The organism is Natrinema sp. CBA1119, from assembly GCF_002572525.1.
Lineage (GTDB): Archaea > Halobacteriota > Halobacteria > Halobacteriales > Natrialbaceae > Natrinema.
Window position 1 is genome coordinate 1,832,448 of record NZ_PDBS01000001.1, and the last position, 13,846, is coordinate 1,846,293.

16 protein-coding genes are annotated in these 13,846 nt (G+C 65.6%); 8 read left to right on the top strand and 8 right to left on the bottom strand.

Translation table 11 applies throughout. The features are described 5' to 3' along the window. Nucleotides 1–56 precede the first annotated feature (56 nt). Nucleotides 57–1,046, bottom strand: coding sequence for an NOG1 family protein (locus CP556_RS08995; RefSeq protein WP_098725306.1), 990 nt, complete (start codon nt 1,044–1,046; stop codon nt 57–59). Nucleotides 1,047–1,128: 82 nt separating this feature from the next. Here CP556_RS08995 and CP556_RS09000 point away from each other — a divergent pair, with 82 nt between their 5' ends. The 3 genes from CP556_RS09000 (at nt 1,129) to CP556_RS09010 (ending at nt 4,439) form a co-directional block, all read left to right on the top strand. Continuing rightward, a complete protein-coding gene (locus tag CP556_RS09000) occupies nt 1,129–1,500 on the top strand; it encodes a DUF5518 domain-containing protein (protein ID WP_098725307.1) in 372 nt (123 codons plus the stop codon). 119 nt (nt 1,501–1,619) lie between these two features. Beyond that, nucleotides 1,620–3,071, top strand: a complete 1,452-nt coding sequence (locus tag CP556_RS09005) for a citrate/2-methylcitrate synthase (protein WP_255291434.1) — start codon at nt 1,620–1,622, stop codon at nt 3,069–3,071. Nucleotides 3,072–3,311: 240 nt separating this feature from the next. Beyond that, nucleotides 3,312–4,439: a citrate synthase gene (locus tag CP556_RS09010; protein ID WP_098725309.1), complete on the top strand. Its 1,128-nt coding sequence runs from the start codon at nt 3,312–3,314 to the stop codon at nt 4,437–4,439. Nucleotides 4,440–4,475: 36 nt separating this feature from the next. Here the strand turns inward: CP556_RS09010 and CP556_RS09015 are convergent, their stop codons facing one another. The 4 genes from CP556_RS09015 to pdxT all read right to left on the bottom strand — a co-directional run bounded on the left by CP556_RS09015 (nt 4,476) and on the right by pdxT (nt 6,449). Continuing rightward, entirely contained in the window at nt 4,476–4,829 is a 354-nt protein-coding gene (locus tag CP556_RS09015; RefSeq protein ID WP_098725310.1) for a four-helix bundle copper-binding protein, read from the bottom strand. 139 nt (nt 4,830–4,968) lie between these two features. Beyond that, the gene (gene hisE, locus CP556_RS09020) at nt 4,969–5,253 is read right to left on the bottom strand and encodes a phosphoribosyl-ATP diphosphatase (RefSeq protein ID WP_098725311.1); all 285 of its coding nucleotides are present in this window, start codon (nt 5,251–5,253) and stop codon (nt 4,969–4,971) included. Beyond that, complete coding sequence (locus CP556_RS09025) at nt 5,254–5,721, bottom strand: bifunctional nuclease family protein (protein ID WP_098725312.1); 468 nt, start codon at nt 5,719–5,721, stop codon at nt 5,254–5,256. It lies immediately after the preceding gene. A 110-nt stretch (nt 5,722–5,831) separates the two neighbouring features. Next, nucleotides 5,832–6,449: a pyridoxal 5'-phosphate synthase glutaminase subunit PdxT gene (gene pdxT, locus CP556_RS09030; protein ID WP_098725313.1), complete on the bottom strand. Its 618-nt coding sequence runs from the start codon at nt 6,447–6,449 to the stop codon at nt 5,832–5,834. 127 nt (nt 6,450–6,576) lie between these two features. Here pdxT and sp36 point away from each other — a divergent pair, with 127 nt between their 5' ends. Both sp36 and CP556_RS09040 read left to right on the top strand, forming a co-directional pair. Beyond that, nucleotides 6,577–6,792, top strand: coding sequence for a Sp36 family protein (sp36, locus tag CP556_RS09035; protein WP_098727338.1), 216 nt, complete (start codon nt 6,577–6,579; stop codon nt 6,790–6,792). A gap of 36 nt (nt 6,793–6,828) precedes the next feature. Further along, nucleotides 6,829–7,869, top strand: coding sequence for a DUF7972 family membrane protein (locus tag CP556_RS09040; protein WP_486187780.1), 1,041 nt, complete (start codon nt 6,829–6,831; stop codon nt 7,867–7,869). Nucleotides 7,870–7,996: 127 nt separating this feature from the next. On the opposite strand, the gene CP556_RS09045 is transcribed toward CP556_RS09040, so the two are convergent. Then, a complete protein-coding gene (locus CP556_RS09045; protein WP_097379553.1) occupies nt 7,997–8,158 on the bottom strand; it encodes a preprotein translocase subunit Sec61beta in 162 nt (53 codons plus the stop codon). A 118-nt stretch (nt 8,159–8,276) separates the two neighbouring features. On the opposite strand from CP556_RS09045, the gene CP556_RS09050 reads away from it, so the two are divergent. Then, on the top strand, nt 8,277–8,546 hold the full coding sequence (locus CP556_RS09050) for a thioredoxin family protein (RefSeq protein ID WP_098725315.1): 270 nt from the start codon (nt 8,277–8,279) through the stop codon (nt 8,544–8,546). 171 nt (nt 8,547–8,717) lie between these two features. On the opposite strand, the gene npdG is transcribed toward CP556_RS09050, so the two are convergent. Beyond that, nucleotides 8,718–9,386 carry an NADPH-dependent F420 reductase gene (gene npdG, locus CP556_RS09055; RefSeq protein WP_098725316.1) on the bottom strand — a complete coding sequence of 223 codons (669 nt, stop codon included), beginning with the start codon at nt 9,384–9,386 and terminating at the stop codon, nt 8,718–8,720. Between the two features lie 548 nt (nt 9,387–9,934). Further along, the gene (locus CP556_RS09060; protein WP_098725317.1) at nt 9,935–10,192 is read right to left on the bottom strand and encodes a hypothetical protein; all 258 of its coding nucleotides are present in this window, start codon (nt 10,190–10,192) and stop codon (nt 9,935–9,937) included. 107 nt (nt 10,193–10,299) lie between these two features. Here CP556_RS09060 and CP556_RS09065 point away from each other — a divergent pair, with 107 nt between their 5' ends. Beyond that, complete coding sequence (locus CP556_RS09065) at nt 10,300–11,130, top strand: glycerophosphodiester phosphodiesterase (RefSeq protein WP_098725318.1); 831 nt, start codon at nt 10,300–10,302, stop codon at nt 11,128–11,130. Between the two features lie 236 nt (nt 11,131–11,366). Further along, nucleotides 11,367–13,835: a cbb3-type cytochrome c oxidase subunit I gene (locus tag CP556_RS09070; RefSeq protein ID WP_098725319.1), complete on the top strand. Its 2,469-nt coding sequence runs from the start codon at nt 11,367–11,369 to the stop codon at nt 13,833–13,835. Nucleotides 13,836–13,846: the final 11 nt, after the last annotated feature.

The window sequence follows — 13,846 nt, forward strand, 5'->3', positions numbered from 1 at the left end:
GCGACCATGGGTAGTGTGGTTCTTCTATTTTGCCTGCAGCGTAGGTGTGAGATATCCTATCCGTCGAACGGCAGCTCCGGCTCGTAATCGATCGCCTCGACGGTGGCATCCACGACCGTCTCGACGTTCGCGCCGGTCTCGATGCTCATGGTGAAATCGGCCGCGACGGCTTCGGTCAGGTCTCCCTCCTCGAACCGGTCTTCCTTGTTCGCGATCGTGAACACGGGGATGTCCTCGAACCGGGCCGAAATCGCGTCCCGAAGCTCGAGTTGCGGGCCGATCGGATAGCCACAGTCGCCGGTGGGGTCGACCATGACGAGCATGCAGTCGGCGAGGTGCTCGATGGCGCTGACCGCCTGTGACTCGATCTCGTTGCGATCCTGCGGCGGTCGGTCGAGCAGCCCGGGGGTGTCGACGATCTGGTAGCGGAGATGGTCGCGCTCGAAGTGGCCGACGCCGATCCCCTTCGTCGTGAAGGGGTAGGAGGCGGTCTCGCCGCGGGCGTTCGTGATGGTATTGACGAACGAGGACTTGCCGACGTTTGGATAGCCGGCGACGACGATCGTCGGCTCGTCGGGGTTGATCTCCGGCAGGTCGCGCAGGTCGTTACGCGATTTGTTGATGTACAGCAGGTGGTCGTCGACCTGCTCGACGATGTCGGCGAGGCGGGCGAAGGCCTGCTTGCGGTGCTTGCGCGCCGTGTCCACGTCGGTCTTCCGCAGTCGGGACTGGTACTCCTCGTGAATCTCGCGGGCCTTCCGGCTGGCCCACATCACTTCCGACAGCGCCTGTCGGAGTTTGTCAACGTCGACGATCGCGTCGGCCAACTCGTAATAGAAGGGATGGACGTCGTCCTCGTACTCGAAGTCGGGCCACGCCGTGACGACGTTCTCGAGGTTGTCCGAGATGATGTTCGCCGCCGTCTGGAGCATCGACTGCTGGGCCTCGAGGCCGCCCTTTGCCTTGCCGGCCCGCGCCGCTCGCGAAAACGCCTTGTCGATCAGCTCTTCCGACGTGGGCGTTGTCGGAAGGTCTTCGAAAATCATGGGTAAGAGTAGAACGCGCGGTCATAAAAGGTCGTTCGTTGTCCGCCGCGAGCTTATCCCCGTCGCCGTCCTTCGATCTGGCATGACAAACTGGCGCGCCGTCTTCGTCGGGTTCGTCGTCGCGACCGTCTTCGGAATCGTCGGCCTCGTCGTTCCGGGCGTCGGACAGCTCGCCGCCGGGCTACTCGGTGGTTTCGTCGCCGGCTACATGGCCGGCGGCGGTATCGGTAGCGGCGTCTGGCACGGGCTGCTCGCCGGCTCGCTCGGCGGGATCATCGGTGGCCTACTCCTCGCCGTCGCCGTCGGTCTCGCGGGTCTCGCGCTCGGACCGCTCGGCGGGGCGATCTCCGGCGCCGCCGGGATCGGCATCTTCCTGCTCGCGGTTACGATCTCGATCGTGATGGCGCTCGAGAGCGCGGTCGCCGGTGCCGTCGGTGCCGCGGTCAGCAACTAACGGACTGCTGGTCGGTCTCTCGAGCCGTCGGTGACGGACCGATGTGTGGGAGATCCCGATCCCCGATGATCTGTCCCTGCGCAACCATTACAACGGGCGGGTCCGATCGTTTACCCGACGTGTCACCTTCGGTCTACGATCCGCGACTCGAGTCGGTTACCGTCGCCGAAACGTCGCTCAGCGATATCGACGGCGAGAACGGCGATCTCCTGATCGGCGGCTATCCCGTCGCGGAACTCGCGACCAACGCGACCTACGAGGAAACGGTCTTTCTCCTGTTCGAGGGTCGACTGCCGACCGCCGAGGAACTCGCGGACTTTCGCGGCGCTCTCGTGAGTCGCCGCAACCTCCCTTCGGCGGTCCGAGCGGTACTTCGGGAGGCCGCCGCGGCCGACGAACCCGTGATGGATGCGATCCGGATGGGTATCGCGGCGGCGACCCTCGAGACCGACGCGACGGAGCCGCGGGCGGCCGCCGAGCGAGTCGTTGCCGTCTTCCCCACGATCGCTGCCGCGTACTGGCGGTATCGACGCGGTGCGGAGCCGGTTGCGCCCGACGAGGAGCTTGGCCACGCCGCGAACTATCTGTACATGCTCACGGGCGAGCGGCCGGCCGACACCGACGTTCGCGGCCTCGAGGCGTTCCTGACGACCCTGATCGAACACGGCCTCAATCCGTCGACGTTTACCGCCCGAACCGTGCTGTCGACGGAGTCCGACGTCGTCTCCGCGGTGACGGCCGCCGTCGGGACGTTCAAGGGATCGCGCCACGGCGGCGGGCTCGAACTGGTCGCCGACGCCCTGCAGACGGTCCACGAGTCCGGCGGTGGCGAGGCGTACGTCCGCGAGAAGCTGGACGCCGGCGAGCGCGTGAAGGGGTTCGGCCATCCGGTCTACGAGGGACGGGACCCGCGTGCGCCGGTGCTTTCGGCGGTCGCCGAGCGCCTCGCCGACGGGTCGGGCGACGACTTCCTCGAGACCGTCCGGGAGTTCGAGGCGGTCGCCGGCGACGTGCTGGCCGAGCGCGTTCCCAAGCGGGGGACGGAGCCGAACGTCGAGTTCTACGCCGCCGCCGTGCTCCGGGCGATCGGTCTCCCGCGGGAGCTGTTTACGGCGACGTTCGGCGTCTCGCGGGTCGGCGGCTGGACGGCCCACTGTCTCGAGCAGTTGGCCGACAACGACCTCGTTCGGCCCACCGGCCGGTACGTCGGCGCGACGGAGCAGGCGTGGCTCCCCGTCGAGAACCGATACGTCGCGGGTGATTCGGTGGTTCGACACCCGGTCGAGTCCTCGTCGCTCGAGCCCGTTTCGGAGACGCTCGCGGTCCTCTCGGAGCCGAGTCGGCTCGAACTCCTCTTGCTGTTGTCCGACCGCGACGACGTGGTTTCGTACTCGGCGCTGCGCGCGTCGTCGTCGATCGAGGACAAGGGGCGGTTCAACTACCACCTGCGCCAGCTCCGGGAGTATTTCGTCGCGAAGCGCGAGGCGGGGTACGAACTGACCGACGCCGGTCGAACGGTCGTCCGGAGCGTCCTGACCGAGGGCCGACTCGCCGACGACCTCCGCAAGTAGGGCCGTCGGCCGGTCGTCGCTCGAGGGGAAGCGAGGTTCTCCGGCTCCGATGAAACGACAGTGCGTCACCGTTCGACGGATTCGGCCGTTTTGCCCGGTATCGGCCGTGGGTGGCTGGATTCGAACGCTACTGGAAACACCGCATGACCGACTGGTCCCGGAAGCGGTCGCCGCCGACCGCGAATCGGGAGAACGACGCTGCTCCGAGCGCTTACGGTGGTGTCGGCCCTCCGGAGAGACATGAGCGAGACCGTCAATCGGGGACTCGAGGGTATCACCGTCGCGGAGACGAGACTGAGCGACATCGACGGGGAGTCGGGAGCGCTGACCATCGGCGGGTTCCCGGTGGCGGAACTCGCGACGAATGCGACCTACGAGGAAAGCGTCTTTCTCCTGGTCGAGGATCGACTGCCGACGGCCGCGGAACTCGCCGACTTCCGTGCGGACCTCGCGAGCCGACGCGAGATCTCCGAGGAGGTCCGTGCCGTCCTTCGACGGGCCGCCGCCGAGGACCGTCCGGCGATGGACGCGCTCCGGATGGGGTTGGCCGCGTCGACGCTCGGAACCGCGGAGTCCGTGTCGGAGGAGACCGCACGGCGAGTCGTCGCTGTCGTCCCGACCATCGTCGCGACCTACTGGCGATACCGACGGGGTAACGAGCCCGTCCCCCCGCGCGAGGACCTCGGCCACGCCGCGAACTACCTGTACATGCTCACCGGTACAGAGCCGGACGAGGCCACCGTCCGCGGGCTCGAGACCTACCTCAATACCGTCGTCGACCACGGCGTCAATGCTTCGACGTTTACCGCGCGGACCGTCGTCTCGACGCAGTCGGATCTCGTCTCGGCGGCGACCGCCGCGGTCGGTTCGCTCAAGGGACCGCTCCACGGCGGCGCGCCCGGTCCCGTTCTCGACATGCTCCGGACCGTCCACGAGCGCGGGGATCCCGACGCCTACGTCCGCGAAAAACTCGACGCCGGCGAACGGCTGATGGGTTTTGGCCACCGCGTCTACCGGGTCCGAGACCCGCGAGCGGCGGTCCTCTCGTCGGCGGCGGACCGCCTCTATCAGGGGAGGGACGACGACTTCTTCGAGACGGTCCGGGCGTTCGAGACGGTCGCCGTCGACGCCCTCGCGGCGCGGGGCGGCGACCGCCGCCTCGACACTAACGTCGAGTTCTACACCGCCGCCTTGCTCGAGGGCGTCGGGATTCCGATGGAACTGTTCACGACGACGTTCGCGGTCTCGCGAGTCGCCGGGTGGATGGCCCACTGCCTCGAGCAGCGGGCAGACAACCGACTGATCCGACCGGTCTCCCGGCACGTCGGCGAGACCGATCGGACGTGGACGCCAGTCGACGAGCGGTGAGTGGACCTCGGGTTCCGACCGCAGTCGGGACGCGACTCAGGCCCCGGCCATCTCCCGACAGCTCTCGGCGCACTTCGGCAGGACTTCTGCACAGGCCTGACAGTGGTCGTGATCGTGCTGTTCGCACTCCTCGGCACACTCCTCGCAGAGGTCTGCACAGAGTTCGCCCAGCTCCTGGTGATACCCCGAGTTGCGCGCCATGAATCGCGCGTGCAGCGACGCGATGTCGGCTACGTCCCGGCAGAGCCGGATACAGCGGGCCATCCCTTCGCCCTCGCCCGCACAGGCGTCCGCACACCACTCGCAGACCTGGGCGGCCTCGAGGCAGTTGTCGATACACTCCTGCATGTGCTCGTCAGAATGCGCGTTTTCGAGTTGTTGTAGTGCCATCGCCCGTGTCTCTACTGCCCAGCCTGTTCAAGATGCTCGCGGCGAATGCAAGCGGCGGTGACTGTGTGCGACGGAGCAACGAATGCGAGCAGCGGTGATGTGTGCGACGGAGCGGCGGAGCGACGATCGATTGTAGCGGCTAGCGCCGCGCCTCGAGTTCCGCCTCGAGATCCGAGAGCTCCATGTCCTTCATGGAGAGCAAGACGAGCAGGTGGTAGACGATGTCGGCACCCTCGTGGGCGATCTCCTCGCGGTCGTCGTCCTTTGCGGCCAACACGAGTTCGGTCGTCTCCTCGCCGAGTTTTTCTAACACTTCGTTCTCCCCTTTCTCGTGGGTAAACAGCGACGCGGTGTAGGAGTCCTCGGGCAGCGTTTCCTTCCGGTCTTCGATCACGGCGAACAGTTCCTCGAGCGTTTCGTCCATCTACATTTCACCCGACACGTTGCGGATGTCTTCGAGTTCGTCAAACTTTTCGCTATCGTCTCGCCCGTCCTCGAAGACCGACTCGGAGACCTCGATCGGCGCGTTCGTCCGGGCCGCCAGCGCGAGCGAATCGCTCGGCCGGGCGTCGACGACCGTCTCGCCGCGGGCCGTCTCGAGGTGGAGATCGGCGATGTAGGTCCCGCCCTGTCCGTCTCCGCGCTCCTTGATTTCGTTGACGACGACGCGGTCGATCCGACTGCCCAACTCCTCCATGACGTCCAACAAGAGATCGTGCGTCAGCGGCCGTCCGATGTCCTCGGCTTCGAGCCCGCGGGCGATGCTTGTCGCCTCGCTGAAGCCGATGAATATCGGCACGACATCGTCCTCGCCGTCGACGGCGAGGACGACAACCGGGACCGGTCCCTGGGGGGTCCCCGCGACGCGAACCGCGTCGATGGATGCCTGCATACCCGTACCGTGGGGAAGGAGAGAGAAAACAGGTCCGGTCGCGAATGCATGCACGGAGGCCCGGGACGCCATCGAACGCAGTGCCGGGACGTCGTCCTCGAGGCGCGGCGTTATCGGGGCTCCTCGAGCGCCGGCGTCGTCGCCGCGTCGTTTTCGAAGAAGGCCAGCCCGTGAATCCGGCTGTCCGGCGTCAGTTCCGGGTGAAAGGAGGTCCCGACGACCGGCCCGTCCCGGACGGCGACCGGGCGGTCGTCCCACGACGCGAGGACATCAGCGCCGCCGACCGAATCGATAGCGGGTGCGCGAATGAACACCGCCGGATACGGCTCGTCGAGGCCCGCGACGGCGAGCGGCGCTTCGAAGCTGTCTTTCTGCCGGCCGAACGCGTTTCGCTCGACGCTCACGTCGAGGACGCCGAGTTCCTCGATCCGGTCGTCGCCGGCGTCGCTCGAGGCGACGATCAGGCCGGCACACGTCGCGAGCAGGGGCTTCCCGGCGGCGACGTGCGCTCGGATTTCGGGGGCGATCCCCTCGCTGTGGAGCAGTCGGGAGATGGTCGTCGACTCGCCGCCGGGCATCGCCAGCAGATCGCAGTCGGGGACGATCCCCGACTCGCGGATCTCGCGGACGGTGACTTCGCGGTCGCGAACCGCGGCGGCGCGCTCGATGGCCGCTGCGTGTTCCTCGACGTCGCCCTGAACCGCGACGACGCCCGCAGTCAGTGACATGGCCCCGGCTACGGATGGGGGCGTCAAAAACATCGCGCCATCGGAACTGGCCGCATCGTCGGACTCGGTCGACCGTGACATGTCTGCCGCATCCTTACTGCCCTCGGCAACGTTTGCTGAACCGGAGATGAGCCGAATTGACGCGCGTCGATGGGAGTACAGGACGCTCAGACCGGTTCGCGGCGAAACGAAAAAGGAGGCCGAGGACCCCCAAGCGGCGCTGAACGAGCACGGCGCTGACGGCTGGGAACTCGTCGAGACGATCGACTACACGGGCGGCGGGACCAAGTACCTGGTATTCAAACGCCCCGCCGAGACGAGTGCCGGTGCCGATGACGGGTGAAACGCTGTGAACGACACCGACGACCTCGATAGTGAGATAGCCGGCGACTCCGACATCGAGACGGCCGGCGACTCCGACATCAGCACGGCAAACACGATGCGCGAACGCGCCGGTGAAAGTCGGCTCAAAATCTGGCTCCTGCTCGCCGCCTCTCGGCTGCAGGTGACCGCCGTCTTGGCGCTCGGCGTGTTCGTCACGTTCGTGGTGTTCGTCACCCTCACGCCGTCGCCCCTGCATGCGCAACTCCAGACCGGCGACACCATCGAGACGATGTTCTCGACGATGATCGGGGCGATTATCACCGGCGCTACGCTCGTCGTCACCATCGGCCAACTAGTGCTCTCTCAGGAGAACGGTCCGCTCGGCGACCAGCGCGACCGGATGGAGAACTCGATGGACTTCCGCGATTACACCGAGGAGCTCATCGGGTCGCCCAGTCCGGCGGATCCGTCGGAGTTCCTCCGCCAACTCGTCTTCGTGGCCGAACTGCGAGCGAAGGCGCTTCGCGACGGTGTCGCTGACAACGATAACGACCAGCTCCGCGCGGAGGTCGACGAGTTCACCGACAGCCTCGTGGGCAACGCCGAACTGGTCATCGACCAACTCGAAGACGCGACGTTCGGGAACTTCAGCGTCCTGTTCGCCGCGCTGAACTTCAATTACGGCTGGAAGATCTTCCAGGTCGAGCGGATCGCCAACGAGTTCGAAGACAGCCTGAGCGCCGAAGAGCTGTCCACTCTGGACGAGCTAAAGACGTCGCTCAGCCTGTTCGGGCCGGCGCGAGAGCACGTCAAGACGCTGTACTTCGAGTGGGAACTCGTCACACTCTCGCAGATGATAATTTACGCGGCGGTTCCGGCGCTGGTCCTCGCCGGGATTATGCTCACGGTTGTCGACGCGGGCACGTTCCCCGGGCGAACGCTCGGCGTGGCGAACATCACGTGGGCGATCGGGGCGGCGTTTACAGTGACGCTCCTGCCGTTTCTGCTGTTCGCGTCCTACGTCCTCCGGATCGTGACGGTCGCCAAGCGAACGCTCGCCATCGAACCGCTGATCCTTCGCAACTCCCAGCGGTAGCGGCGATTCGGATTGCCGATCACGGTTCGGTCGCGGTGACCGACCGGCCGACCGCTTGCCTCTCGCAACGGAGTTCCGGCAGTGCTGTGGCTACTCGAGGCGACGCTGAAAGAAGGGAGCCGATGCGTTACGAGACGAACGTCAGCAGCTGGACCAGCACGCCCAGCATGACGCCGAACGCGATGACCGTCTTGGGGTCGATACGGATGGCGTTCGAGTCCTCGGAGTCGAAGTACCGGACGAGTCCGGCACTGGACATCAGCCCGCCAGTGTTCTGTCCTTTGTCCATACCCGTCCCTATGGGCCCCTGAAACTAAACCTTTCGACCGGAGCCCGTCGTCGATCACGGCAATCGGTTGGCAGTGGGAAACCCTTATGCGCAGCGCGAGGCAACTAGCGTTGACCGCATGACTGTCACACTCAAGGACTTCTACGCAGACTGGTGTGGCCCCTGCAAGACCCAGGATCCGATCCTCGAGGACCTCGAGGACGATTGGGAGGGCCGATTCGAAGTCGAGAAAGTAAACGTCGACGAGCAACAGGATATCGCGAACGAGTACCAGGTTCGGTCGCTGCCGACGCTGATCATCGAGAACGACGACGGCATCGTCGAGCGCTTCGTCGGCGTCACCCAGCGCAACGACATCGAGGACGCCCTCGAGTCGGCCGGCGCATAAACGACGAACACCGGCGGTTCTCTTCGGTTTTCGCGATCGACGAGCGACCGCGCCCGCGGTTTCGTTTGACGCACTCGCTCGAGGCGCAGGTACTCCTCAAGCGGATCGAACCGTGAGAACGTCGAGCGGAGCGAACCAGGACGGTGGTCACGCCGGCTCAGTCGACGCCGTCTAGAGCCACTTCACGCCGACGTCGTGCATCTCCTCGTTGTACTTCGCGATGTTGATGACCAGCGGCGTGACGCTCTCGACTTCGGCCGCGTTGGCCAGCGGTCCGGCCTCAAGCGCGCGCAAGCCGTCGATCTCGTTCGCGATCGACAGGACGGTTGCCGCGGCGTCCGAGTCATCGGCGACGACGAGCGTGTCGAGCCCGAGGTCGTTGTCGAGGTTCGACAGCGCGTCGGCCGCGAGGTTGTGGAACGCGCCGACGACCGGCACCTCGTCGGGGGCCCGCTGTGCGACGAGTTCGGTGACGCTGCCGGCGTCCGGCGGGTGGTAGTGCAGGCCGTCCTCGTCGCCCTGCATGCCGACCGCGGGAGTGATCAGAATCGAGTCCGCGTCGAGGCTGTCGGCGACCGCTTCGACGGTGTCGCCGACGTAGTACGGCGGGACGCTGAGAATGACGACGTCGGCTCGATCGGCCGCCATCTCGTTGCCAAAGCCCTTGATATCGGCGTCGGCACCGCGCGCCTCGAGTTCGTCTTCGTATTCCGCGACCGCGTCGCGAGCCTTCTCGGGATCCCTCGAGCCGATGAGGATCTCGTGGTCCGTATCCCGGGCAAACCGCAGTGCGAGCCCTTCGCCGATGTCGCCGGTGCCGCCGAGCAGTGCAATTCGCATACGCACCTCTCGGGAGGGCACCCGAATAAAAGGGCCGGGGATCGGCCGATATCGCCGGGTTCTCGGACGGAAACTTCCACCCGGACCCGTTTCAACGCGATCGACAGACTCGACCAAATCCGCGAGAGGGGAGTCGAAAACGTTCCGTCGAACGAGCTCGATTCGTCGGTGGTCTGAACGCGACGGAGAAGATCGTCTCGAGAGAGACCGCGAGTCAACGAGAACGCGAACGCACTGCTCGCGCTGCTCGCTCTGGCTTCTAGGAGGGTCACACCCTCCCTAACCGACTCGCTCACTCACTTCCCTCGTTCGCTCATCCGCATGAAGACGCTTTGCGTCTTCCAAGCCTTCGTTCACTGCGTCTGCTCACGGGTGCGAAGCACCCGTTCGCATGGTATGCGGGACCGTCGGTCCCGCACTATTCACGAAGACCTCGCACGACATCGACCAGCGATTCACCCGTCGTTCATCGCTGGACAGCGCGCGCCACCGCATCGAACTCCCTCGTCGTAACGGCGGTGGAACGCGCAGTCTGACAGGAACCCGTCTCAGGGCGCGTCGTCTTCGTTCGGGTTCATCGCCGCGCCCAGCCCGCCGTCGTAGGCGTCGCGCTCGGTCACCTCGCGGATCCGCTGCTCGAGTCGCCCCTCGAGTTCCTGCCGCCGCTGCTCGTCCACGTCGGCGTTGGTCCCCAGGTCCCGCAGGTCGTGTCGTGCCGTTCGAAGGACGGAGACGGCCTCCTCGGTCTCGAGGTCGTCCGCGCGGTCGAGTGCGCGCTCGACGTCCGCGAGCGTGGTCTCGGTCATACCGGTGGTTCGCGGGGAACACGGATCAACAACCGGCCGGGAAGCGCCACGTCGGCGACTCGCGGCCAATCCACAGCTTTCGTTACCCGGCTTCCCGTCGATCCGGTATGGCACGCCCCGCCGTCATCGCTCACCGCGGCTACGCCGGCGTCGCACCCGAAAACACGATCGAGGCGGTGACTCGAGCGGCCGATCGCGACGAGACCGCGATGCTCGAGATCGACGTCCAGCCGGCCGCCTGCGGGACCCCGGTCGTTATCCACGACGAGCGCCTCGGAGGGATCCGTGACGGCCGGTCCCTGACCGACGCCGGGGGGTTCGTGTGGGAGACGCCGCTCGCGGCGCTTCGAGAGACGCGGGTTCTGGGTACCGACGCGGCGGTGCCGACGCTCGCGGACGTGCTCGAGGCCGTCCCCGAGACGGTGGCCCTCAACGTCGAACTGAAGAATCCAGGCCGATCGGATCTGCGCGTCGGCGAGTCGCTCTCGCCGACCCAACGCGCCGAGCGCCGCGAGGTCTGGCTGCCGTTCGTCCAGCGGGTCGTCGCGGACTGCGGAGCCTTCCGCGGCGAACTCCTCTTCTCGTCGTTCTGCGAGGGCGCGATCGCGGCGCTGCGCGAGGTCGCCGACGACGCCGCGGCACCGCTGGTGTGGGACGACCTCGAGGCCGGACTCGAGATCGCGCGCCGTTACGACTGCGAGGCGATCCACCCGCCGCGGAACGCGATCGCCGGAACGGAGCTGGCCGGGACAGCCTACGCCGGTTTTTCGACGAGGGAACCCGAGATCGACGTGCTCGAGGCGGCCCACGCGGCGGGCCGAGCGGTTAACGTCTGGACGGCGACCAACTGGGTCCAGTTCGACGAACTCGCGGCGGCCGGCGTCGACGGGATCATCGCCGACTATCCCGGGCTGGATAGGGGCTCGAGCGGTCGATAACGACGGCAGTCGGCGCGATGCCGCGCGATTCGATCCCAGCCGCGTCACCGGATGGCAAGTACTGCCTGCAACTGCGCCGGATACCTTGATGCGACAAATCGTGCAAAGGAAGTGTTGACTATGTATCTCGTCTCGCGTTCGAGGTGTCGGTTCGACCGCGGGCTTGCGAACGAACCCTGCGTCGCCGCGGTCCGGCACGGTGTCGACTCGAGGCACTGGTCGGGAGGTGGCGGACCATGAGCGAGCTTCCACCGCAGACGACCATCAAGCGGTGGCTGGTGACGACCAATCACAAGGATGTCGGCATTCTCTATCTGGCGACGGCGCTATTCTTCCTCGTCGCCGGCGGCGTCCTCGCATTGCTGTTTCGCGCTCACCTCTGGGAGTTCGGCGGCACCGGACTCCTCACGAACACCGAGTACAATCAGTCGGTCTCGATCCACGGATTGCTGATGGTGTTCTGGTTTATCTCACCGCTCGGATTCGGTTTCGGGAACTATATCGTTCCGCTCCAGATCGGGGCGAAGGACATGGCATTTCCGCGCCTGAACGCGCTGAGTTACTGGTTCTACCTGTTTTCGGGCCTTCTCGTCATCTTCTCGTTCTTTCAGGGGACGACGTGGGCCAACGGCTGGTACATGTACGCGCCGCTGAACGTGCCGATCTACAACCCAGGCTACACGCTGACGATGGGAGGCAATACGACGATCCTCGCGTTGACCCTGTTCGTCCTGTCGACCACCCTCAGTACGGTGAATTTCCTGACGACGATCCACCGCTGTCGCGCCGAGGGTCTCGGCCTGTGGAACATGCCGCTGGTCACGTGGGGGATCCTCCTGACCGTCTGGATGATGCTGTTCGCGTTCGCGGCGCTGCTGGCCGCACTCATTCTCATGTTGACCGACCGCCTCCTGCTCACGCAGTACTTCGCGACCGCCCAGGGCTCGAGTCTGCTGTGGGGACACCTCTTCTGGTTCTTCGGCCATCCGGAGGTGTATATCGTCTTTTTCCCTGCCCTGGGGATCATGTTCGAGACGTTCCAGACGTTCACTGGCCGCCGAATCGTCGGCCGAAAGTGGGTCATTATCGCGATGGTCCTGGTGGCCGTTCAGTCCTTCTTGGTCTGGATGCACCACATGTTTCTGACGACGATCAACCTCCCGATCAAGACGCTGTTCATGGCGACGACGATTGGGATTTCGCTTCCCTTCGACCTGATGGTCTTCGCGCTGATCTACACGATGATCAAGGGTCGCGTCCGATTCACGACGCCGTTTCTGTTCTCGCTGGGTGCGCTCGTGTTGTTCATCCTCGGCGGGATCACCGGCGTCTTCCTCGGTGCCGTCGTCCTCGACTACGAGTTCCGCGGGACCTACTGGGTCGTCGCGCACTTCCACTACGTGATGGTCGCGGGAGTCACCGCGCTGATCGGTGGCCTCTACTACTGGTGGCCGAAGATTTCCGGCAAGATGTACTCCGAACGGCTCGGGAAGCTCAGCTTCGCCGTCTACTTCATCGGCTTCAACCTGCTGTACTTCCCGATGTTCCTCGCCTGGGAGACGCCGCGGCGCGTCTTCCACTACCCCGAGGGAACCGAGCTTTACCACCAGCTGGCGACCGTCGGAGCCTTCGTCATCGGGACGGGAGTTCTGCTCGTCTTCATCACGCTCGCGAAGAGTTTCGTCTCCGGGCCCGACGCGCCGGACAACCCGTGGGCGTACTCGCGAACCGCCGAGTGGGCGACGACCTCACCCCCGCCGCTCGAGAACTGGCCGAACCGACCCAGCTACGCGAACGGTCGCCTCGAGTTCGTCGATGACGCGACGGCGGCCGACGGCGGCGCGGTCGCCCACGAGCGCACCGGAGCGGCCGAGTCGCTCGAGGCCGACCACGAGGATCACGCGAGCATCTGGCCGTTCGGAATCGGGGTCGGCATGTTCGTTATGTTCCTCGGATTATCGGGACTAACGCCGTACGTCGCCGACTTCGCGACCGCGCGCGGCGCGGAACTCGCCGGGAGCACCGCCGGATCGGAGAACGTTCTCTATCCCGTGCTCTCGCTCGTCGGCGTCGGCATCCTGGGGTTCGCGCTGTTCCAGTACGGACGCGAGGAATTCAACGCACCCGAGATGGCCATCGCCGAACGGTGGCCGTTCGAGGGGGTCGGCACGACCAAGACTGGCGTCTGGTTCTTCCTGGCCTCGGACGTCGTCGTCTTCGGTGCCGTCATCGGGGCGTACGTGTTCATGCGGATCCACGGCGGCTGGGGCAACTTCGATCCCGTGCCGCCCTCGGCGACGATCGGACTGATCAACACCTACGTCCTGCTCACCTCGAGTTTCACGGTCGTCCTCGCGCTGGTGATGGCCGAACGCGGGAACAAGCGCGGGCTGCTGGCGTCAATGGGGGCCACGCTGCTACTCGGACTCACGTTCCTCGCCATCAAGGGCTACGAGTGGGGGCAGGAGTTCGCCCACGACATCTACTGGTTCACCGATCTCGAGTACTCGATGTACTTCGTGACGACCGGCCTCCACGCGCTGCACGTCATCCTCGGCCTGCTCATCGCGGCGTTTCTGATCTACCGGATCGTGAGCGTCGATGCCTACCTCGAGGATGATCGACCGGTCGAGTACTTCGGCCTCTACTGGCACTTCGTCGACATCGTCTGGGTGATTCTCTTCCCGCTGTTCTACCTCATGTAGCGCGGTGGGGT

Bases quoted from the DNA above. Each gene is read 5' to 3' on its own strand.
- CP556_RS09070 (WP_098725319.1), top strand. From the start codon at position 11,367: ATGAGCGAGCTTCCACCGCAGACGACCATCAAGCGGTGGCTGGTGACG.
- pdxT (WP_098725313.1), bottom strand. From the start codon at position 6,449: ATGTCACTGACTGCGGGCGTCGTCGCGGTTCAGGGCGACGTCGAGGAA.
- npdG (WP_098725316.1), bottom strand. From the start codon at position 9,386: ATGCGAATTGCACTGCTCGGCGGCACCGGCGACATCGGCGAAGGGCTC.
- CP556_RS09025 (WP_098725312.1), bottom strand. From the start codon at position 5,721: ATGCAGGCATCCATCGACGCGGTTCGCGTCGCGGGGACCCCCCAGGGA.
- CP556_RS09065 (WP_098725318.1), top strand. From the start codon at position 10,300: ATGGCACGCCCCGCCGTCATCGCTCACCGCGGCTACGCCGGCGTCGCA.
- CP556_RS09010 (WP_098725309.1), top strand. From the start codon at position 3,312: ATGAGCGAGACCGTCAATCGGGGACTCGAGGGTATCACCGTCGCGGAG.
- CP556_RS09015 (WP_098725310.1), bottom strand. From the start codon at position 4,829: ATGGCACTACAACAACTCGAAAACGCGCATTCTGACGAGCACATGCAG.
- CP556_RS08995 (WP_098725306.1), bottom strand. From the start codon at position 1,046: ATGATTTTCGAAGACCTTCCGACAACGCCCACGTCGGAAGAGCTGATC.
- CP556_RS09060 (WP_098725317.1), bottom strand. From the start codon at position 10,192: ATGACCGAGACCACGCTCGCGGACGTCGAGCGCGCACTCGACCGCGCG.
- CP556_RS09050 (WP_098725315.1), top strand. From the start codon at position 8,277: ATGACTGTCACACTCAAGGACTTCTACGCAGACTGGTGTGGCCCCTGC.
- sp36 (WP_098727338.1), top strand. From the start codon at position 6,577: ATGAGCCGAATTGACGCGCGTCGATGGGAGTACAGGACGCTCAGACCG.
- CP556_RS09045 (WP_097379553.1), bottom strand. From the start codon at position 8,158: ATGGACAAAGGACAGAACACTGGCGGGCTGATGTCCAGTGCCGGACTC.
- hisE (WP_098725311.1), bottom strand. From the start codon at position 5,253: ATGGACGAAACGCTCGAGGAACTGTTCGCCGTGATCGAAGACCGGAAG.
- CP556_RS09000 (WP_098725307.1), top strand. From the start codon at position 1,129: ATGACAAACTGGCGCGCCGTCTTCGTCGGGTTCGTCGTCGCGACCGTC.